The organism is Hymenobacter segetis (genome assembly GCF_054776495.1).
The window spans coordinates 386,117-406,439 of sequence record NZ_BAAHBV010000001.1 but is presented as its reverse complement, the minus strand read 5'-3'; the positions used below and the strand labels follow the sequence as shown (position 1 = coordinate 406,439).

The window sequence follows — 20,323 nt, the reverse complement described above, 5'->3', positions numbered from 1 at the left end:
TAAATTACTTTCTCTGAAGCCTGGCGGCTAAATCTTCGGCCAGTTGTTCGCTGAAAGCCGCGCTCGCCGCCCTTTGCAGATGGTTGCCGTCGGTGGTGGCGTAGGGCCGGGCGCTGTAATCCAGATATGGTACGGAAAAATCAGCGGCCGTCTGGCGCATCAGTTGCTCGAACCCGGGCTGATAAACCTGCTCTAATTGCAACAATGAACTTCCCACGGGCAGGCGCACCAGCACCACGCGGCCGTGCGGTTTCAGAAAGGCAATGGTTTGGCGCAGGGCCTGTAAGCGCCCGCTCGAGAGGTGCTGGCTGGCCGCTAATAAGCGGTAATCCTGCAATTTGCGGGCGGTGCGGGCGCGCACCTGGGCGCTGTCAGTACCGATATTGACTTCGAGCCACCCATCGGGGTGCAGGCGCTCGGTGGCGGTGGCGTAGTCGAGGGGCAGGCGGTAGAGCGGCTTGGTCTGGTAGCGGGTGAGGTAAGGCAGGTTGGGATTCTGGCTAACTTGGTGGAGCTGGCCGATAAAAGATTGGGTTTCCGGGAAACTCCCCTCCGGGCCGGTGAGCGACAACGACCACGGGTCGACGGCCAGGATGAACAGGCCGTGGCGCACCTCGGGCCGCAGCTTGCGGCGGATGCTGGCTAGGTAGGCCGGGCCGTAGGGCGAGTGCGTGAGCGTGAACGCATAGTTCAGCATCGGCCCCTCGAACTGCCCGCCTAGCTGCGCCGCCAGCACCGCCGGCCGGATGCCCTGCGCCGCCCGCGACGTACCCAAAATCAGCGAGCCGGCCGGCGGGCTCGTGAATCGGCCATAAAAGGCATCGACCCCACCCCGCAGCACCACGGGGGCCAGCAGCATAGCGCCCAGCAAGCCCGCCCCGCCCAGCAGCCCCAGGCGCAGCAGCAACTTTGAAACAGCAGTCCGCACGAGCATTTTCAAAACTGAAAGTAGATGAACGAAGTGCTGTTGAAAATGCCCAAGTAGAGGATGAGCAGCGCGAGCCCCACGTAACCCACCCAGCGTGTGGCAAAGGGCTGCGCGGCCAGCCACACCTGCGGGCTGCGCCGGCTGGCGAAGTATTCTACCAATAGCATCAGGCCCACGCCGAGGGCGGCCACGGCCAGCTCGGGTCGGTAGTGCTGGGAGAAATCGAGCAGCAGCGTGGCGAGCTGCCGGCCGTGCAGATTCTGCCAGCCGCTGAATAAATGCCGGCTGATGAACAGGGCATCACTCAGCGTATTGGCGCGGAAAAATATCCAGGCGTAGGCCACCAGCACGAACGTAATGAACACGCCCAAACCTTGCCGCATGCCCGGCCGCGCCGCTAGCCCAGTGAACTGCGCCAGCCGCTCGCGCCACGGTTTTGCCCAGGTGCTGAGCACCAGATACATGCCATGCAAGCCACCCCAGACCAGAAATGTCCAGTTGGCCCCGTGCCAGAGGCCGCTCACGAGGAACACCACCAGTAGGTTGAAATAAGCCCGGCTTGGTGCTACCCGGCTGCCACCCAGCGGGATATATAGGTAGTCCCGAAACCAGCTTGACAACGACATGTGCCAGCGCCGCCAAAACTCCGGCACCGAAGCCGACTGGTAGGGCTGCCGGAAGTTCAGGTTGAAATCGAAGCCCAACACCCGCGCTGCGCCCCGGGCCATGTCGGTATAGCCCGAAAAGTCGCCGTAAATCTGGAAAGTAAAGGCCAGCGTGGCCAGCACCAGCAGAGGGCCTTCGGGGTGCTGGCGGGGATTGTTGAAAACGGGGTTGACGAGCAGGGCCAGCCGGTCGGCCACCACCACTTTTTTGAACAGGCCCCAGGCCATGAGGCGCAGGCCGCTCACGATGCGGGCATAATCAAATTCATGCTCGCGGCGGAACTGCGGCAGCATATGCCCGCCGCGCTCAATGGGCCCAGCCACCAACTGCGGAAAAAACGCCACGAACAGCGCAAACCGCCCAAAATTCCGCTCTGCTTCCAGCCGGCCCTGGTATACATCAATGATGTAACCCACCGACTGAAACGTGTAGAACGACACGCCCACCGGCAGCAGCAACCCCAGCGCCGGCCCCGTGCCAATGGGCAGGTGAAGTGTAGCAGCGAGCTGTGCAATGCTGTCCCGAAAGAAATTGAAGTACTTGAAAACAAACAGCGTACCCAGGTTGCTGGCCAGGCTAAGATAGAGCCAGGGCCGCCGCTGCGCCTTGGTGGGCAGCTGGCTCATGCGGTAGCCGCTGTAGTAGTCGAGCAGCGTGGTGGCCAGCAGCAGCAGCGCATATACGGCCCGCCAGCTCATGTAGAAGTAGTAGCTGGCCACCAGCAGCAGCGAGTTGCGCCAGCGCGGCGGCAAGCCATAATACAGCCCGACGACTATCGGGAAAAAGACGAGGAAATGAAGGGAATTGAATAGCATTTGCGGCACGGAAGCAGCTCCGCAGGCCAAAGGTCGGGAATGTAGCGTGGACTCTGCGAGTCCGTGTTAGGCCGTTCTCGTTTGCCCGGGCGCGGACTCGCAGAGTCCACGCTACATTCCTGCCGACTACTTTTGCAGTCCTGTTTTGGCTTATCAATTTTCATGGCTCTCGACCTCAACCACAAATCCATCCTCGTTACGGGTGGCACCGGCTCTTTCGGCAAGCAATTCGTCCGCACCGTTTTCGAACAATTTCCGCTGGTGAAGCGCCTCGTGGTGTTCTCGCGCGACGAGCTGAAGCAGTATGAGATGAGCCAGGAATTCAGCCCGGCCAAGTACCCGGCCATTCGCTATTTCATTGGCGATGTGCGCGATGGCGAGCGTCTGCACCGCGCCTGCGAAGGCATCGACATCGTGATTCACGCCGCCGCCCTCAAGCAGGTGCCCGCCGCCGAGTACAACCCGATGGAGTGCATCAAGACCAATATTTTCGGGGCCGAAAACGTGATTAATGCCGCCCTCGACTGCGGTGTGAAGGACGTGGTGGCCCTGAGCACCGACAAAGCCGCCGCCCCCATCAACCTCTACGGCGCCACCAAACTGTGCTCCGATAAACTCTTCGTGGCGGCCAATAACATGAAAGGCAAGCGTGATTTGCGCTTTTCGGTGGTGCGCTACGGCAACGTAATCGGCTCGCGCGGCTCGGTGGTGCCCTTCTTTTTGCAGCAGCGCCACACCGGCGTGCTGCCCATCACCCACCCCGACATGACGCGCTTCAACATCTCGCTGGAGGAAGGCGTGGACCTGGTGCTTTATGCGCTGGAGCACGCCTGGGGCGGCGAGATTTTCGTGCCGAAAATTCCTTCCTACAAAATCACGGAAGTGGCCCGCGCCATCGGCCCGGAGTGTGAGCAGAAAATCGTGGGCATCCGCCCCGGCGAGAAGCTGCACGAGGCCATGATTACCGAAACCGACGCCCTGAGCACCGTCGAGCTGGCTCGCTACTACGTCATTCTGCCCTCCATGCCCACTTGGGACGTGGACAAATTCATCGAGGAGTTTGACGGCAAGCGCGTGCCGCTGGGCTTCCAATACGATTCGTTCAACAACGAGGAATGGCTGACGGCGGAGCAGATTCGGGACGAAATCCGTCTGCACGTCGATGCCGATTTTCAGGTGTAGCAGGTAGCGTCACCGACTTCTTTCAAACAAAAACGGCCACTCCAAAAGGGTGGCCGTTTTTGTGTTCAGATGGTGCCGCTTGCCTAGCGTGAAACTTCCAGCTGTCCTTTGCGCTGCTCGCCGGTCACAACATTTCGCAGCAGGTAAAAATAGACACCATTGGGCTGGCCGGGGGCATTCCAGGTATTATCGTAGCCGCGCTTCTGGTAAACCTGCCGGCCCCAGCGGTTGTATATTTCAAGCTGCCAGTTGCTGGTGCTTAGGTTTTTGATGACGAAACATTCGTTTTCCCGGTCACCGTTGGGCGTGATGATATTGGGCAGCACCATCGGGCAGTTGCCATCACTAATGACGATGGCAGAGCGTTCGGTGCAGCCCGTAGCGTTGGTGGTTTCCAGCTCGTACCGGCCGGGGCTTTGGACTAGCAGGCTGGCCGCCGTGGAGCCATCCTGCCAGAGGCAGGTGCTGCCGCTGGGCTGCGGGCGACGGGGCCGCAGCAGGTAAGGCGTTTCCAGACAAATGGTGGTGTCGTTGCCCAGGAAGGAAGGCGGCGCGGCCAGCCATTCGACGCGGGCGCTAGCCGTGGTGCTACAGCCCAACGCATTGGTTACGCGCACCGTGTAGAGCCCCGGCTGCCGGGCCAGGAATGTGGGCTGGGTTGAGCCATCCTGCCAGGCAAAAACGACCCCGGCCGGCTGTGGCCCCGGATTCAACACCACGGATTGCCCTTGGCAAACCGACCGGAGGGCCGGCCCCAGCGTCACCACCGGGCTGGCCTGCACCTGGACCGTTTGCGTGGCCATGTATTGCTGGCCACTGATGGCCGTGACGCGCAGCGTGACAGTGTAGCTACCACCCTGCTGGTAAATATGCCCCGGAGCCTGGCCGCCGCTGCTGTTGAGGGCACCGGAAGCGGGGTCACCAAAATTCCAATCGTAGGATGCCGCCGTCACAAACGGGCTCAGCGAAGACATGAATTGGATGAGGGTGCCCGCACAGCCGCTGCCGGCGGCAATGCTGCCGGCACTGCCCACCACCACGGGTGGCAGGTTCAGGTCGTTGGCAGAAAGCGGCAGCGTGCCGGTGCCTGCCGAGCGCCCCCGCAGGCTGAAGCTGCCCGCTTGCAACTGGCAGGCTTGGCCTAGGGCGTTGGGCACCGCAATGCAGCTCATTAAGCCGCTGCCGCCGTACGTGAGATAGATTCGGCCATCGGGGCCCAGCTTCATATCGGTTAGGTAGCCCGTGGGGCTGACGCCTGACACGGGCCGAATGGCCGTACGGCTATCGTCGATGGCCTGAGCCGAGCCAGCCAGCACATTGTATTGCAGCAGGTTGACCCCGGCCGAATCGGCGTAGAGCCGTGCGCCATCGGGCGAAAACTCCAGCCCGTCCAGCCGGGGCAGCGTCGTTGTAAAAGTTCCATTGCTGGACGGTGGGTAGCGGTAGCCCTTGAACCGGGTGGGCAGCGCCTGCACATTGCTTACCTGGCCGGTTGCGGCATCGAAGCTACTGATTTCCAACCGGCCCTGTGCCCACGAGAAACCTACTTCATATGCATTCACCAGCAGGGCCAGCCCGCGGCCATCGGGCGAAGCCTTTAGAATGCCATTGATACTGGACCAGCGGTTGGTGGAGCTGACCACGGGCGTAGCCATTACGCCGTTTGCGTTTAGGAGCCAGCTCAGGTAATGCCCTTCTCTCGTAATGCCCACCATCCACAGGTCGCGGCCATTGGCGTGCCGCACGGCCGCCCAGTTGCACCCCAGGCCGCTAGGCACCGAAACGCGCTGTACCAGGCCAAGGGGAATTTGCAGGCTGTCGTGCGCTACAATGCTGCCCAGGCCATTGCGCATGGTCATGTCCACCACCACATAGGGCAAGTAAACCGGCGTGCTGCCGCTCACCGGAAATTCGTTGGCGTAAAACTCGCGCTGACTGGCAAACACGTAGTAGCGCGAGGTGCTACCCGGTGCGGGCACGGCCATCACCTGGCGGCGGTTGTAACCGTAGGGACGCAACACCTGCGAAACGTTACGGCCCGGCATAAGGCGGCCGGTCCGGTCCCAGGCCACGTAGCCATCGGAGGCAAACTGGAAACGCCCGGCCCCGTCCGACATCGAAGCCACGCCCTGTGGAAATTTTACGTGCCCATCGAGCAGCACCGTGGTCTGCAGAGTTGGAGACACGAAGGAAATGGCCGCGCTGTCGCCAAAATGCCAGTTAAAATACTCACGCTGTGCCTGCACGGGTGCCGCTAGCGTCAGCCACAGCCCCACCATAAAGGCCAATTGCCAGGGCTTGCTTAAAAGTCTCTTCATTCCTCCAAAAGTAATTGCAAATGCACTGCTCTACTTGGCTACGACCCTTCCCCCTATCTTTGGGTTGCATGAGCTTTGAACCCACCCGGCCACTCCCCTACGGCCGCCAACACATAACCGAGGCCGACATCGCGGCCGTCACGGCCGCCCTGCACGCCGACTACCTGACGCAAGGCCCCACCGTGGCCGAGTTTGAAAAGCAGTTTGCCGCCTACGTAGGGGCCCGCTATGCCGTGGCCGTGAGCAACGGCACGGCCGCATTGCACCTCTGCGCCCTGGCACTCAACGTGCAGCCCGGCCAGCGCGTCATCACCACGCCGCTCACCTTCTCGGCCTCGGCCAACTGTGTGCGCTACTGCGGCGGCGAAGTCCACTTTGCCGACATCGACCCGGCAACGGGTTTGATTGATTTGGTAAAGGTGCGGGAGTTGCTCGAAACGCATCCGAAAGGCCATTTTACCGGTTTGATTCCGGTTGATTTCGCCGGGCTGGCCGTGAATCTGGAAGAAGCCCGGCTGTTGGCCGATGAGTTTGGCCTCTGGATTATTGAGGACTCCTGCCACGCGCCCGGCGGCTTTTTCATCGACTCGAAAGGCCAGGAGCAGCGCTGCGGCAACGGCAACTTTGCCGACCTGGCCATCTTCAGCTTCCACCCCGTCAAGCATATTGCCACCGGCGAGGGCGGCATGATTACGACCAACTCCGAGGCGCTGTTCCATCACCTGCTGCGCCTGCGCACCCACGGCATCACCCGCGACCCGGCCGACCTGCGGCGCGCGCCCGACGGCGGCTGGTACATGGAAATGCAGGAACTCGGCTACAACTACCGCCTGCCCGATTTCAACTGCGCCCTCGGCCTCAGCCAGCTTGCCCGCGCCAATGAGGGCCTCGCCCGCCGCCGCCAGCTGGCCGCGCAGTATGATGCCGCCTTTGCCCAGGTGCTAGGCCTCACCGTGTTGGCCCCCGGTCGCCCCGGCCACGCCTACCACCTCTACATCATCGAAGTAGCCGACCGCAAAGGCCTCTACGACTTCCTGAAAACCAAGCAGATTTTCACTCAGGTCCACTACATTCCGGTGCACCGGATGCCCTACTACGAAGACCTAGGATGGAAGGCCGGCGACTTCCCACTATCTGAAACCTACTACGCCCACTGCCTCAGCATCCCGCTCTTCCCCACGCTCACGGACGAGGAACAGGCCTACGTGGTGGCGTGCATCAGCGAATTTTTAACGCAGAAGGAAGGATAAGGTGCTTTGCATGACGCGCTTTTGATTCCAGTTCTAAAATAACACCTTCCCCTTGCAGCACACCCAACAAGAAGACTTTTGGTCCGGCGATTTCGGCCGTGAATACACCGACCGCAACTCGCGCCCGCTCGACGAGTGGAACTCCTTTTACCGCGACCTCTACGGCCACACCAAGCTGGAGATGAACGCCGAATTCCTCGGCGACCTGCCCCGGGAGGCCCGGATTCTGGAAGTGGGCTGCAACACCGGGATGCAGCTCGTGGGCCTGCAAGCCGCAGGCTTCACCAACCTGTACGGCATTGAGCTGCAACAGTATGCCGTGGAAAAAGCCCGCGATTTCGTGCGCGGCGTGAATATCCTGCAAGGCAGCGGCTTCGATTTGCCCTTCAAGGATAACTACTTCGACGTGACCTGCACCAACGGCGTGCTCATCCACATCGCGCCCGAGGACCTGCCGCGCATCATGGGCGAAATGGTGCGTACCTCGCGCCGCTACATCATGGGCTACGAGTATTACGCTCCCGAAACCACGCCCATTAAGTACCGCGGCAATGAGGGCTTCCTCTGGAAAACTGACTTCGCCCAGGTATTTCTGGACCACTTCCCGAACCTGCGCTTGGTGAAGCAAAAGCTCTATCCCTACATCAACGATGCGGAGCGCGGCAACCAAGACGTGGTGTATCTGCTCGAAAAAATTTCCGAATAATGCAGCGCGCCGGCATCATCTCGCAGGTGCGGATGGGCAGCACCCGGCTGCCGAGCAAGGTGCTACTCCCCGCCGGCGGCCGCCCGCTGCTGGACTACCACGTAGCCCGCGCCCTGCAAAGCGGCCTGCCCATCTACCTGGCCACCACCACCGAGCCGGCCGACGACGTGCTGGCCGCCTACGCCGAAACGAATGGCATCCCCTACCACCGGGGCAGCGAGGCCGACGTGCTGGCCCGCTACTACGAGACGGCCCGGAAATTTGGCCTCGATGTAATCGTGCGCGTCACTTCCGACTGCCCGCTGGTGGATGGCCCGCTGATTGGGGCCGCCGTAGAACGTTATCTGGAGGAAGGCAACCCGCTGGTGTACCGCTCCAATTCCATTGTCCGCACCTTCCCGCGCGGACTGGATTTCGAGATTTTCTCGATGAAAATGCTGGCGGAGGCTTATGCCAACGCCACGCTGCCCTACGAGCGGGAGCACGTCACGCCCTACCTGAAAGCCGACCCGGCCACCGCCGGCCGCGTCATTTACCGCGACGAGGTGTGGCCCGGCGGCGACTTCAGCCGCTTCCGCATCACGCTGGATACGGCCGAAGACTACGCTGTGCTCAAGGCGCTCATCGAACAGCACCACGCCGACCAATTGAACGTGGCCGACCTGCTGGCCCTGCTTGAAGCCCACCCCGAAATAATGGCCCTGAACGCGCACATCGAGCAAAAAACCACATGACCCTGCCCGATACCCTGCGCCAGAACGAGTTCGGCTTCTACGAAATTAAGCACAAGCCTACCCCAGAGGAGCTGCGCGACTACTACGCCAAACGCTACTATCAGGAAAACCTGACCACCTACCAGCCCGAGTACCCGGCCGAGGAGTTGGAGCACATCGAAGGCAAGCTGCGCCTGCGCCACTGGGTGCTGGAGCAGCTACGCGAGGCAAAGGGTACGGGCTCGTTTCTTGACATCGGCAGCGGCGAGGGCTGGGCGCTGGACTACTTCCAACGGCAGGGCTGGGACGTGCTGGGGCTGGATTTCAGCAGCTTCAGTTTGGAGAAGTTTCACCCGGCGCTACGGGAAAAGCTGCGCACCGGCGACCTGTATGAGGAAGTGCAAAAGCTAGTGGCAGCGGGTCAGCAATTCGATGTGCTCTGGCTCGATAACGTGCTGGAACATGTGCTCGAACCGGCGGACTTGCTGCACCTTTGCCGGCAGCTAATCAAGCCCGGAGGTGTCCTGGTGGTTGATGTGCCCAATGATTTCTCGGCTCTGCAACAGCACCTATTCGACACTGGCCAAATTGACCGGACCTTCTGGGTTGTGTTGCCCGACCACCTATCCTACTTCACCCAGCCTGGTCTGCGCAATCTTGCTGAAGCAACCAACTGGCGCGTCGCTAAAATCATTGGCGACCAACCAATTGACCTCAACTTGTTAAACCCAGCCACTAACTACGTAATGGACCGCACGGCCGGGAAAGGCGCTCACCGCGCCCGCTTGGCCCAGGACAACTTCCTGCTGCGCACTGCCCCTCTACCGGCTGTGGCGGCCTATTACGAAGCCCTGGCCGGCGTTGGGCTGGGCCGCAGTATTGTTGCATTTTTGCAGCCGGCCTAAGTGCTGGCCAACGCCCCATATCATGTCCATGTCCTCTCCTATTTCCGTGCTTAGCGGGGCTTCCGCGCCCGAGCAGTCGCGCCGCGAAGGCTTCGCCCAAACCCTGCGCGAGTCGCCGATTCCGAACACCGAGCTGCTCAACAATCTGGGCCTGTACCTGAACCGGCAGACGTTTTCGCGCCTGCTGTTCTTCACCGAGCTCTACCAGCAAATCATCCCGGTGCACGGGGTAGCCATGGAATTCGGCGTGCGCTGGGGCCAGAACCTGGCGCTGATGCACGCATTGCGCGGCATCTACGAGCCGTTCAACTACAACCGGAAAATAATAGGATTCGACACCTTCGGCGGTTTCCCATCGGTGGATGTGAAGGACGGTGACCGGGTAAAGGAAGGCGACTACGGTGTGACCGAAAATTACCAGGAATACCTCACCGAAATCCTGGCCCTGCACGAGGCAGACAGCCCCATCCCGCACAAGCGCAAGTTTGAACTGGTGGCCGGCGACGCCTCCGAAACCGTGCCCCGCTACCTGCGCGACCACCCCGAAACCGTCATCGCCTTCGCCTATTTCGACTTCGACATCTACGCCCCCACCAAGGCCTGCCTCGAAGCCATCCGGCCGCGCCTGACCAAAGGGGCCATCGTGGCTTTCGATGAGCTGAACTGCCCCGAGTTTCCCGGCGAAACACTGGCGTTTGATGAGGTGTTTGGCGTGGCCAACTACGCCCTGCGCCGCAGCCCGCTCAACCCGCTGATTTCTTATTTGGTGGTGTAGAACGTCATGCAGAGCGTAGCGAAGCATCTCGCGTGTGGTAGCAATTCAATTGTTGAAATAGAATTAGTTGAGTCACGCGAGATGCTTCGCTACGCTCTGCATGACGTTCTTTAATTTCATCCCGTGACCACCTTCCGCCCCCTCCCGCAAGCCGAATACCGCTACGGAGCCTACCGCCTCATCCCCATCCGATACGAGGACCGGGAGCCCATCCGCGCCTGGCGCAACGCGCAACTGGAAGTATTGCGCCAAGCCGCACCACTCACCGCTGAGCAGCAAGACACTTACTTTCAGCGCATAGTATTGCCGCTATTTGAGCAGGAAAAGCCGGGTCAATTGCTTTTTTCTCTGCTGCATGATAGTGAGCTAATTGCCTACGGCGGCTTGGTCCATATTTCCTGGCTGGATTTGCGGGCCGAGGTTTCGTTTCTGGTAGAACCCACGCGGGCGGCCGATGCAGCTACATACCGGCAGGATTTCCTGGCGCACCTGCGCCTGCTAGGCCAGGTGGCATTTGAGGGCTTGAAATTCAACCGCCTTTTCACCGAAACTTACGACATCCGGCCGGCCCACATTGCCATTCTGGAAGAAGCCGGCTTTCAGCTGGAAGGCCGTTTGCGGCAGCATATCCAGCTTGCGCCGGGTACTTTTACCGATTCACTGATGCACGGCCAACTGGCCGCCGACTATGCCACAGCCTTTGGAATTGCCCTTTAAACGAATTTTCATCAGCGGCGGGGCCGGCGTAATTGGTCAGGAGATGACGCGCCGCCTGGCTACGCTCAATGCTGATATCCAAGTGCTGGTGGGCGACATCAAGCCGCGTCCGGTTGATTTCCCAGCCCAATTCCAGTACCGGCAGGGCGATTTAAACTTCCTCACCGAAGCGGAAATCGCAGATTTTGCGCCCGATTTGTTCATCCACCTCGCCGCCACTTTCGAGCGTTCCACCGAAACCTACGGCTTCTGGGAGGAGAATTTCCGGCACAATGTGCAACTCAGCCACCACCTGATGACGGTGCAGAAGGACCTGCCCTCGCTACGCCGCGTGGTGTTCGCCTCCAGCTACCTCATCTACGACCCGGCCCTCTACAACTTCACGGAAGTGCCGGCCGCGCCCCGCAGCCTACGCGAAACCGACCCCATCCTGCCCCGCAACCTGACGGGCATGGCCAAGCTGGCCCACGAAATCGAGCTGCGCTTTCTCGACACGTTTCGGGCGCAGCAGTTCAGCACGGTGGCCCCGCGCATCTACCGCGGCTATGGGCGCAACGGGCGCGACATCACCTCGCGCTGGGTGCGGATGCTGCTGGCGGGCGAAGAAATCACGGTGTATGGGGCCGAGTCGTTTTTCGACTACCTCTACGCCGCCGACACGGCCGAAGGCCTGCTCCGCTTGGCCGCCGCCGAAACCGTGACCGGCCTCGTGAATCTAGGCACCGGCCGCGCCCGCCGCGTGGCCGAGGTGGTAGATGTATTGAAGCAAAACTTCCCCGGAATGCGGGCCAAATACGTGGCTTCTGACATTCCGTTTGAAGCTTCACAAGCGGATATGACTTTGTGGTCGAGCCAGATAGACTGGCTACCCCCAACTACGCTTGAAGTAGCCATTCCTGAAATCATCGCCTTTGAGCGCGCCCGCCAGGACACCCTAGCTGCTACCGAAGCATCGGCTGCGAAAGGTCCGGGCCACGTTCTCATCAGCAGTATTTCGGCCAAGGTGCCGCTGGCCCATGCGGTAAAAAATGCCGCCAAGCGCCTGAATCCAGGCATCAAAATCGTGGGCGGCGACCTCAACCCGCAAGCCCTCGGCTTTCACTTCACAGATGAAAGCTGGGCGATGCCCATGACGACCGACGAGCACCTGTCAGCCATCATCGGCCATTGCCAGACCCAGGGCATAACGCGCATTATCCCCACCCGCGACGGCGAACTGGCTTTCTGGAGCCGGCACCGCGCCGCCCTGGCCGATGCCAGCATTGCCGTGCTGGTGAGCCCGCCCGAAGCCGTGCAGCGCTGCCTCGACAAGCTCGAATTCAGCACCTTCGGCCAGGAAAATGGGCTACCCATCATCCCCACCAGCCTCAGCATCGATACGCTGGCCGGCGACCAGCCCAATCCCAACGCTGCCTTCGTGGTGAAGGAGCGGCACGGGGCCGGCTCGCTCAGCCTGGGCCTCAACCTGCCCTACGCCGCCGCCGTGGCCCACGCCCAAACCCTATCCGAGCCCATTTTCCAGCCCTTCATCCAAGGCCGCGAAATCAGCGTGGATGGCTACGTGAGCCGCTCTGGCCGGGTACATGGCTTGGTGGCCCGCACCCGCGACGTGGTAGTGCGCGGCGAGTCGCAGATAACCACCACCTTCCACGACCCACAACTGCTGGCCCGCCTCACGCCCATTATTGAAAAGCTGGGCCTCTACGGCCCGTTTGTGCTGCAAGCGCTGCTCACGCCTGATGACGGCCTACACATCATCGAGTGCAATAGCCGTTTTGGCGGGGCCTCCACGCTGGGCATCGCGGCGGGAGTAGATTCGTTCTTCTGGTTTTTGCAGGAAGCGGCGGGGGCTGATTTGCAGCAGTTTCCGTTTCGGCCGGTGGCGGGGCCACTGCGGCAGGTGCGAATGGCCACCGATGTAGTGGTAGCGGTGTAGGGTGCGGGGTCATACCCGGTAGGGCTTGCCCCGCCCGCCGTTGAAAGATTTTAATTTTTAGCCAGCGACCAGTCAGTCATAGGTGACCATTCAATGGCGGGCGGGGGCGAGCCCCGCACCCTACTTTATGCCCGTTCTCGTTTTCGACCTCGACGACACGCTGTACCCTGAGTTGAGCTACGTGCACAGTGGTTTCCGGGCCGTGGCGGAGTTTCTGAGCCCGCTACTGGACGTGCCCGCCGAAACCCTGGCAGCTGGCATGATTGCCGAGGAAGCCGTGCAAGGGCGCGGGCAAGTCTTTGATAACGTGCTACGTCAGCACGGCCGGTGGAGCAAGGCGCTGGTGGCGGCCTGCCTACGCACCTACCGGCAGCACAAGCCTACGCTGAGCTTATTTCCGGATGCTGAGCGCTGCCTCACCCGCTTCGCCAACTGGCCACTCTACATTGTGACCGATGGCCACAAGGAAGTGCAGGCCCGCAAAGTGGCCGCGCTAGGCCTGACCGGCCGGGTGCGCCACGCCTACCTCACCAACCGCTACGGCCGCCACCGCGCCAAGCCCGACCCGCACGTTTTCCAGCTGATTTGCCGGCGCGAAGGTGTGAAGCCGGAAGAAGTGACTTACGTGGGCGACAACGTGCGCAAGGATTTTGTGGGCATCAAGCCGCTGGGATTCAAAACAGTCCGGATTTTGCGCGGAAATTATGCCCACTACGAGGCCGATGCGGCACATGAGGCAGACCGCCGCATTCATTCGCTGGATGAGTTGTAGCGCGGGCTTTTAGTCCGCGGGGCTTCCACCGCGCAGCCAGTATACTCGCGGACTAAAAGTCCGCGCTACATCGCGCGATAGCCCGTGTACCTTTGTGCTTCCGATTCGCCCCCCCCCAAAACCATGACCGAAATCACCATCGGCGGCCGTCCGGTTGGCCCCGCGCACAAGCCGTTTATCATCGCCGAAATGTCCGGCAACCATAACCAGAGCCTCGACCGCGCCCTGGCTCTGGTAGATGCCGCCGCCGCTGCCGGCGTCGATGCCCTTAAGCTTCAGACCTATACCGCCGACACCATTACGATGGACACCGGCTTTGCCATTGACGAGGAAGGCCAGTCGCTGTGGGAAGGCAAGAACCTGTATAAGCTCTACGAGGAAGCCCATACGCCCTGGGAATGGCACGCCGAGCTGTTTGCCCGCGCCCGGCAACACGGCATGCTGGCCTTCAGCTCACCGTTTGATGAGACAGCGGTTGATTTTCTGGAGTCGCTGGACGTGCCTGCCTACAAGATTGCCTCTTTCGAAAATGCCCACTGGCCACTGCTGCGCAAGGTAGCTGCTACCGGCAAGCCCGTGATTGTGAGCACCGGCGCGGCCACCCTGGCCGAGATTGACGATGCCGTGCGGGTGTTGCGCGAAGCCGGCTGCCGCGAGCTGGTGCTGCTGAAATGCACCAGCACCTACCCCGCCTCACCGGCCAATACCAACCTGCGCACCATCCCGGTGCTGGCCGAAACTTTCGGCTGCCCCATCGGCCTGAGCGACCACACCATGGGCGTGGGCGCGAGCGTGGCTGCCGTGGCCCTGGGCGCCTGCGTCATCGAAAAGCACTTTACCCTGAGCCGGGCCGAGGGCGGCGTGGACTCTGCCTTTTCATTGGAGCCGCACGAGTTAAAAAGCTTGGTTGAGGAAACCGAGCGTGCCCACCAGGCATTAGGCACGGTGCAGCTCTGCATCCAGACCGGTGAGGAGAAAAGCCGCCTCTACAAGCGCAGCATTTACGTGGCCAAGCCCATTGCGGCGGGCGAGGAATTCACCACGGATAACCTGAAAATCATTCGCCCCGGCGATGGCCTGTGGCCGCGCCACTGGGACGTGGTGCTGGGCCGCAAAGCCGCCAAAGACCTGAAACCCGGCACCCCGTTGACTTGGGAGGCGCTGTAATGCCGGCCCGAACCCTGCCGCTCATCCCGCGCCTGCGCGACATTTTGCAGCTGCGCTTCACTACCATATTCGCGGGGCTGCCCCCGGCGGCGCTGGCCGATATTTCGCCAGCCAACCCGGCAAAACGACTGGCGCGGGTGCTGGGCTACGCGGGCCTGCGACTGGTGGGCAACATCATCAAGCCGATAAAAAACCGCGACGACCTGCACGGCAAGGTATGGCTCTACGTGGTGAGTGCCAATAACTACGACGCGCTGGAATTCATCCAAAAGTCCCGGCCGGATGCCGTGCTGGTGGCGGGGCAAGGCAAGAACATCGGGCGCTATAACGCAGCAGTGAACCGGCTTTCCTTGCGAAGCAAGCTGCTGTATTACTGGCAATTTCCTATCTCGTTTTTTGGTTTGCTGAAAACTGATGGCGGCCGGGCCTGGCGGTTTTTTGACTTCATTTTCTACGCCATCGGCTACTACGAAGTGTACCGGCGGGCGCTGCGGCACTACCGGCCCAGGGCCGTGATATTCTCCAACGACCACAACGACGACACCCGCTCCCTACTGCTGGCCTGCCGCGCCGAGGGCGTGCCCACGGCCTACGTGCAACACGCCAGTGTGAGTGCCAACTTCCCACCCCTGGGCTTCGACCTGAGCCTACTGGAAGGCCAGGATGCCTTGGACAAGTACCGCCTATGCGGCCCCGTGCAGGGCCGGGTGGAGTTGGTGGGCATGCCCAAGGCCGACGCTTATTTAAATCAGAAAAACACTGCCCCAACCGTGCGCCGGGTAGGCATCGCCTGCAACATCCACGACCCCATGCCGGCCCTGGTAGACACGCTGGTGTACCTGCTACGCGAGCTGCCGCACCTCACCTTCACCCTGCGCCCGCACCCCAGCGACGGCCGCGACTTCGAGCCGCTGCGGAAGCTGCTGCCGGCGTTGCAATGGTCGAGCGCCCGCCAGGAAAACGTGTTCGATTTCCTGCTACGGCAGGACGCGCTGGTTGCCGCCGACACCTCCACGCACCTCGAAGCAACGCTCCTGAACGTGGCCAGCATTTACTTCCGCTTCGGCACCTTTGCCCTCACAAACGACTATTATGGCTATGCCGCGCGCGGCCTCGTGGAGCGTGCCGATACACCCGCCGAACTGGCGGCCGCCCTGCGCCGCTACGCCTTGCACAAGCCCGCCGACCTCTACCTCCGCGCTGCTTATTACAACGCCACGCTGGGCACGCCCGATGAAGGCCGGAGCCAGTTACACACCGCAAACCTGCTAAACAACTGGCTGAATCAATCCATCACAACCAGCTGATAATCGTCTAGTTTTATACAAATAAAAGCCATGCCATCGGCCACTACTCCGCCCCCGATAAGCACCGTTCCGGTTTCAACCGAAATGCGGCTGGCCTATGTGTTGCGGCATTTTCAGTTGGCCTATGTGGACGTGCCATCGGAGCTGATTGGCTACGTTGGCAGCCAGCGGCCCATCGAAGTGGCTGACCTGGCGGACGACTTTTTTCAGGGCCAAAGCCCCTACCCGGCAGCTCCGAACTACCGCGAATGGTCCGGGCAGCGGGTGCCGTTTTTCTTCGATAGCCGGCCCGAGTCCCCACTGCTCGACCGGTATCCCGGCCGTGTCGTTATCAACGCCGATGTCATCTCGGCGGCCTTCTACCTACTCAGCGGCTGGCAGGAATATTTCGCTGATATGCGCGACCGGCACGGGCGGTTCCCCTATGCAGCCAGCATTCAAAAGAGTTATGATTTCGTGGCGCTGCCGGTGGTGAACTACTACTTCGACGTGCTGAAAACGGCCATGGAGCATGTCACTGGCCAGCCACTGCAGCCCCGGCGCTGGGACTGCACGGCTCCTTTCGCGGCCTTCATCACCCATGACATCGACAACCTACGCAGTGCTTGGAAAGCGCCTGCTAAAGCCGCGCTGAAGCAGGGCCGGCTTTGGCATTTCGGCCAGCAGCTGTGGCAGCACCTGACGCGGCCCGATGCTTGGGACAACCTGGAAACCGTGGCCGATACCGTGGCGGAATACGGCGCGGCCTCTACCTTTTTCATGTTGCCAGAGCTTAGGAAAGGTGCTAATGGCACGCCGAATGCCGACTACGCCCTTAACACGGCCCTTCGCCAACGCCTGCATCAACTCCAGCAACAGGGCTTTGAAATTGGCCTGCATGGCAGCATCGGCACTGCGAAAGAGGCTGTCCGATTGAACCAGGAAAAAGCAACCCTGAAACCAGACGGTGACGGCCTGCGCTTCCACTACCTCTGCTGGGAGCCCCGCACGACCCCCGCATTGGTCGAGGCCAGCGGCAGCTTCGCCTATGATTCCACCCTGGGATTTGCTGAGCATTTCGGCTTTCGCAACTCCTATTGCTTGCCGTTTTTTCCCTTCAACTTCTCAACGGGTACCGCCTGTAGCTTCCTCGAAATCCCGCTCAATGTGATGGACGCTACCTTGCACCATCCCAACTACTTGCAGCTGCAACCCGAGGAAATCATGCCCGCACTCCGGCCCATGTTTGAGGAGATTGAGCGGTTCGGTGGGGTAGCCACCGTGCTCTGGCACAACGACCATTTCGACCCGGCCAACCGGGTGACCGGCCCGCGTCAGTTTGCCGAAATAATGGGCTATTTGCAGCAGCGCGGGGCGGCTTTTCTCACTGGAAGCCGGATTGTGGCCGAACTTTGAGGCCCGTCGCACATGCTTCAGCTTGTGCCCGTCAGGCAAGGCACAAGCAAAAAGCATGTGCTACAATTCATTCAATACCATCCTAATTGGGCATCGTTCAGCGCCAGGGCATCCGCAACACCCTGATTTCCTACGTCGGCCTCGCCATCGGCTTTGCCAATACCATTCTGGTGCTGCCGCGCCTGCTCTCGCCGGCCCAGATTGGCCTCACGGCCAGCGTATTGCTGCCCATGGCGACCATTGGGGCACAGGTGGCATCCTTCGGATTCGCCAACATGGGCATCCGGTATTTCCCATTTTTTCGGAATCAGGGGCGCAACCACGCGGGCTTCTTTCCGCTGCTACTGGGGCCGCCGCTGCTGGGCTTTGTGGTGGTGGCGCTGGCCATGCTGGTGGGCAAGCCGCTGCTGCTGCAATGGTACGCTAAGGGCGACGCGGCGCTGCTTTCGCCGCACTACCTAGCGGCCATTGCGTTGGCGGGCTGCATTATGCTGGGCTCGTTGCAGGATGCTTATTTGCGGTCACTCTATCACACATCCTTTTCCTCCTTTTGCCAGGAAATCCTGCTTCGGCTGATGCTGGTGGGGGCCGCCGTGGCTTACAGTCAGGGCGTTATCAGCTTCCACGGCTTCGTACTGGCTTACGTGGGGGCTTACGCGGTGGTGGCGGTGTTGCTGGCAATCTACCTGGCGGCCATTGGTGAGTTGCATTTGCGGCCCACGCGGGCGGCGTTGCGCATCAAGCCGCTGCGTGAGATGCTGGGTTTTGGGGCTTTCGTGCTGCTGAGCAACATCTCGGGCACGGTGCTGCTCAACATTGACAGCCTGATGGTGGGCACCAAAGTAAGCCTGGCGGCGGCCGGCATCTACCTCATTGCCACCAATGTGAGTACGGCGCTGGTCCTGCCCTTCCGGGCGCTCTATAAGACGGCGTTTTCACTCATTGCCGAATACTGGAAAGAAGGCAACATGGCTAAAATGGCCGATTTCTACCGACGCAGCACGCGCATCAACACACTGCTGGGCTGCTACTTAGCATTAGGTATTGGCCTGAATCTTAATTTCATTTACGGCCTCATTCACCGGCCCGAGTTCGCGGTGGGCACCACGGCCGTGCTCTTGCTGCTAGCCGGCCGGCTGTTTGATGGCATCACGGGCGTCAACAGCATTATCGTGGCTACGTCGCCGCGCTACCGGTTTGATTTGGTGTTCAATATCTCGCTCGCCGCCGCCGTGGTCGCCCTCAACTGGCTGCTGATTCCGCGTATGGAGCTGGCCGGCGCGGCCCTCGCCTACTGCATCGCGCTGGTGAGCATCAACACCATCCGGACGTGGTTTGTGTGGCGCAACTACGGTATGCAGCCCTTTGATGGCCAGATTGCACGCATTTTGGCCGTGGCAGCCGTGGCAGGATTCATCGCCTGGGTTCTGCCCGAAACCGGCAATGCTTGGCTCACGCTGCTCATGCGCGGCGGTGTGCTCACGGTGCTCTACGGGGCCGGCGTGTTGCTCACCGGCACCGCGCCGGAGGCCGCCAACTTGTTGGCCAGCCTACGAGCTCGACTCACGCGCTGATTCTTACAAAAAAGAAGGGTGAGCCATCTTCTGGCCCACCCTTCTTTTTAAAGCAAAAACACGCTGTTTAGCAGCAGCTGCCACTCACCGCCTCGCCCGCCGCCACCGCTACCGGCGAAGGCCCGCAGTCGAACAAACCGAAATGCTGGCTGGTATCGCCCAGCACTTTGAAATGGGGCGCGTAACGCGTGTCGGCCACCATGGCGGCCGTGTTACCGCACACCAGCATGGGCCGGCCGGTTTCGAAGGTGTGGTGGTCATCGAGCACGAACTGGTGGGGCTGGCCTGGCACGGTGCCCAGGTAAGTAGCCACCTGGCCGTGGTCTTCGCACTTGTCTTCGATGTCGAGCTTGAAGGCACGCACCGTGAGCGAGTAGAAGCCGATATTACCCACTTTGGCCTCAATCTCGGGGTTGTTGATGGTGAGGCGGCGGCTGCTCATCAGGCGGTAGTCGTTGATGCCCAGGCGCAGCAGCAGACGGCGGAAATCCTCGGTGTACATAGCGCCGCTCAGGCATTCGCCGTACAAAACCGGGTCCTGGCGCAGGTTTTCGGGCACACGGCGGTCGGCAAATACGTCGGCGATGAATAGCTCACCACCGGGCTTCAGCACCCGGAAAATCTCGCGGTAGGTGGCTTCCTTATCGGTGCTCAGGTTGAGCACGCAGTTGCTCACCACCAAGTCCACGCTATTGTCGGCGATATTGGCCGATTTCAGGTCTTCGATGTAGCCGTGGCGAAACTCCACGTTGGGTTTAGAGTAGCCAAAGGTGACGGTATGGGCGTCGATGTGGCGGCGGGCCACGTCGAGCTGCTCCCCGGTCATATCTACGCCGATAACGTGGCCGTTTTCGCCCACCAGCTTTGAGAGCAGATACGCATCGCGGCCCGAGCCGGAGCCCAAATCCAGCACCGTGATGCCTTCAATGGCCTCGGGAATGCACACGCCGCAGCCGTAGTATTTCTCCAGCACCTCCGGCTCCAGCTGCGATAGAATGCGGCGGTGGGCCAACGGAATATCGTCGGTGCAGCACGCATTGGTGAGCAGGTCCTGGCTGGTTTGCAGCTGGGTACCGTAGTAGTCCTGCACCTGAGCGCGGGTTTCGGAAGAAGCCATATCTGGAGAGGGAATTCGATAGTTGAGGTCGAAAATACGTTGTGCCGGGAACAACTGGTTTGGACGCCCGAAGTTCTTTC

General features: G+C 61.0%; 17 protein-coding genes. 13 read left to right on the top strand and 4 right to left on the bottom strand.

The window, feature by feature from the left end; genetic code table 11:
• Positions 1 to 4: 4 nt before the first annotated feature.
• Both ACYU70_RS01780 and ACYU70_RS01775 read right to left on the bottom strand, forming a co-directional pair.
• The gene (locus ACYU70_RS01780) at positions 5 to 928 is read right to left on the bottom strand and encodes a hypothetical protein (protein WP_342299624.1); all 924 of its coding nucleotides are present in this window, start codon (positions 926 to 928) and stop codon (positions 5 to 7) included.
• A gap of 8 nt (positions 929 to 936) precedes the next feature.
• Positions 937 to 2,409, bottom strand: coding sequence for an MBOAT family O-acyltransferase (locus tag ACYU70_RS01775; protein WP_342299622.1), 1,473 nt, complete (start codon positions 2,407 to 2,409; stop codon positions 937 to 939).
• Between the two features lie 162 nt (positions 2,410 to 2,571).
• Here ACYU70_RS01775 and pseB point away from each other — a divergent pair, with 162 nt between their 5' ends.
• Positions 2,572 to 3,591, top strand: coding sequence for a UDP-N-acetylglucosamine 4,6-dehydratase (inverting) (pseB, locus tag ACYU70_RS01770; protein WP_342299620.1), 1,020 nt, complete (start codon positions 2,572 to 2,574; stop codon positions 3,589 to 3,591).
• A gap of 83 nt (positions 3,592 to 3,674) precedes the next feature.
• Here pseB and ACYU70_RS01765 read toward each other — a convergent pair whose 3' ends face one another.
• Positions 3,675 to 5,909 (bottom strand): T9SS type B sorting domain-containing protein, encoded by a 2,235-nt coding sequence (locus ACYU70_RS01765; RefSeq protein WP_342299618.1) that lies wholly within the window; start codon positions 5,907 to 5,909, stop codon positions 3,675 to 3,677.
• 68 nt (positions 5,910 to 5,977) lie between these two features.
• Here ACYU70_RS01765 and pseC point away from each other — a divergent pair, with 68 nt between their 5' ends.
• The 12 genes from pseC (at position 5,978) to ACYU70_RS01705 (ending at position 19,126) form a co-directional block, all read left to right on the top strand.
• Positions 5,978 to 7,159: a UDP-4-amino-4,6-dideoxy-N-acetyl-beta-L-altrosamine transaminase gene (pseC, locus tag ACYU70_RS01760; RefSeq protein ID WP_342299616.1), complete on the top strand. Its 1,182-nt coding sequence runs from the start codon at positions 5,978 to 5,980 to the stop codon at positions 7,157 to 7,159.
• A gap of 52 nt (positions 7,160 to 7,211) precedes the next feature.
• Positions 7,212 to 7,865: a pseudaminic acid biosynthesis-associated methylase gene (locus ACYU70_RS01755; RefSeq protein WP_342299614.1), complete on the top strand. Its 654-nt coding sequence runs from the start codon at positions 7,212 to 7,214 to the stop codon at positions 7,863 to 7,865.
• Positions 7,865 to 8,599, top strand: coding sequence for a glycosyltransferase family protein (locus tag ACYU70_RS01750; RefSeq protein ID WP_342299612.1), 735 nt, complete (start codon positions 7,865 to 7,867; stop codon positions 8,597 to 8,599). Before ACYU70_RS01755 ends, ACYU70_RS01750 begins: the two co-directional genes overlap by 1 nt.
• Entirely contained in the window at positions 8,596 to 9,483 is an 888-nt protein-coding gene (locus ACYU70_RS01745; protein WP_342299610.1) for a class I SAM-dependent methyltransferase, read from the top strand. Before ACYU70_RS01750 ends, ACYU70_RS01745 begins: the two co-directional genes overlap by 4 nt.
• A gap of 28 nt (positions 9,484 to 9,511) precedes the next feature.
• Positions 9,512 to 10,258: a class I SAM-dependent methyltransferase gene (locus ACYU70_RS01740; protein ID WP_342299609.1), complete on the top strand. Its 747-nt coding sequence runs from the start codon at positions 9,512 to 9,514 to the stop codon at positions 10,256 to 10,258.
• 123 nt (positions 10,259 to 10,381) lie between these two features.
• The gene (locus ACYU70_RS01735) at positions 10,382 to 10,975 is read left to right on the top strand and encodes a GNAT family N-acetyltransferase (protein ID WP_342299608.1); all 594 of its coding nucleotides are present in this window, start codon (positions 10,382 to 10,384) and stop codon (positions 10,973 to 10,975) included.
• On the top strand, positions 10,947 to 12,911 hold the full coding sequence (locus tag ACYU70_RS01730; protein WP_342299607.1) for an NAD-dependent epimerase/dehydratase family protein: 1,965 nt from the start codon (positions 10,947 to 10,949) through the stop codon (positions 12,909 to 12,911). The genes ACYU70_RS01735 and ACYU70_RS01730 overlap by 29 nt, the downstream gene beginning before the upstream one ends.
• A gap of 127 nt (positions 12,912 to 13,038) precedes the next feature.
• Positions 13,039 to 13,683 carry an HAD family hydrolase gene (locus ACYU70_RS01725; protein WP_342299606.1) on the top strand — a complete coding sequence of 215 codons (645 nt, stop codon included), beginning with the start codon at positions 13,039 to 13,041 and terminating at the stop codon, positions 13,681 to 13,683.
• A 123-nt stretch (positions 13,684 to 13,806) separates the two neighbouring features.
• On the top strand, positions 13,807 to 14,850 hold the full coding sequence (pseI, locus tag ACYU70_RS01720; RefSeq protein WP_342299603.1) for a pseudaminic acid synthase: 1,044 nt from the start codon (positions 13,807 to 13,809) through the stop codon (positions 14,848 to 14,850).
• Positions 14,850 to 16,157: a glycosyltransferase family protein gene (locus tag ACYU70_RS01715; protein WP_342299602.1), complete on the top strand. Its 1,308-nt coding sequence runs from the start codon at positions 14,850 to 14,852 to the stop codon at positions 16,155 to 16,157. The genes pseI and ACYU70_RS01715 overlap by 1 nt, the downstream gene beginning before the upstream one ends.
• An 84-nt stretch (positions 16,158 to 16,241) precedes the next feature.
• Positions 16,242 to 17,552, top strand: a complete 1,311-nt coding sequence (locus ACYU70_RS01710; RefSeq protein ID WP_342299600.1) for a DUF7033 domain-containing protein — start codon at positions 16,242 to 16,244, stop codon at positions 17,550 to 17,552.
• 86 nt (positions 17,553 to 17,638) lie between these two features.
• Positions 17,639 to 19,126, top strand: a complete 1,488-nt coding sequence (locus ACYU70_RS01705; protein ID WP_342299599.1) for an oligosaccharide flippase family protein — start codon at positions 17,639 to 17,641, stop codon at positions 19,124 to 19,126.
• Positions 19,127 to 19,193: 67 nt separating this feature from the next.
• Here the strand turns inward: ACYU70_RS01705 and ACYU70_RS01700 are convergent, their stop codons facing one another.
• A complete protein-coding gene (locus ACYU70_RS01700; RefSeq protein WP_342299598.1) occupies positions 19,194 to 20,243 on the bottom strand; it encodes a methyltransferase domain-containing protein in 1,050 nt (349 codons plus the stop codon).
• Between the last annotated feature and the right edge of the window lie 80 nt (positions 20,244 to 20,323).

Coding starts and splice junctions, on each gene's coding strand:
- ACYU70_RS01775 (WP_342299622.1), bottom strand. CDS start 2,409: ATGCTATTCAATTCCCTTCATTTCCTCGTCTTTTTCCCGATAGTCGTC.
- pseB (WP_342299620.1), top strand. CDS start 2,572: ATGGCTCTCGACCTCAACCACAAATCCATCCTCGTTACGGGTGGCACC.
- ACYU70_RS01765 (WP_342299618.1), bottom strand. CDS start 5,909: ATGAAGAGACTTTTAAGCAAGCCCTGGCAATTGGCCTTTATGGTGGGG.
- pseC (WP_342299616.1), top strand. CDS start 5,978: ATGAGCTTTGAACCCACCCGGCCACTCCCCTACGGCCGCCAACACATA.
- ACYU70_RS01750 (WP_342299612.1), top strand. CDS start 7,865: ATGCAGCGCGCCGGCATCATCTCGCAGGTGCGGATGGGCAGCACCCGG.
- ACYU70_RS01745 (WP_342299610.1), top strand. CDS start 8,596: ATGACCCTGCCCGATACCCTGCGCCAGAACGAGTTCGGCTTCTACGAA.
- ACYU70_RS01740 (WP_342299609.1), top strand. CDS start 9,512: ATGTCCTCTCCTATTTCCGTGCTTAGCGGGGCTTCCGCGCCCGAGCAG.
- ACYU70_RS01730 (WP_342299607.1), top strand. CDS start 10,947: ATGCCACAGCCTTTGGAATTGCCCTTTAAACGAATTTTCATCAGCGGC.
- ACYU70_RS01725 (WP_342299606.1), top strand. CDS start 13,039: ATGCCCGTTCTCGTTTTCGACCTCGACGACACGCTGTACCCTGAGTTG.
- pseI (WP_342299603.1), top strand. CDS start 13,807: ATGACCGAAATCACCATCGGCGGCCGTCCGGTTGGCCCCGCGCACAAG.
- ACYU70_RS01715 (WP_342299602.1), top strand. CDS start 14,850: ATGCCGGCCCGAACCCTGCCGCTCATCCCGCGCCTGCGCGACATTTTG.
- ACYU70_RS01710 (WP_342299600.1), top strand. CDS start 16,242: ATGCGGCTGGCCTATGTGTTGCGGCATTTTCAGTTGGCCTATGTGGAC.
- ACYU70_RS01700 (WP_342299598.1), bottom strand. CDS start 20,243: ATGGCTTCTTCCGAAACCCGCGCTCAGGTGCAGGACTACTACGGTACC.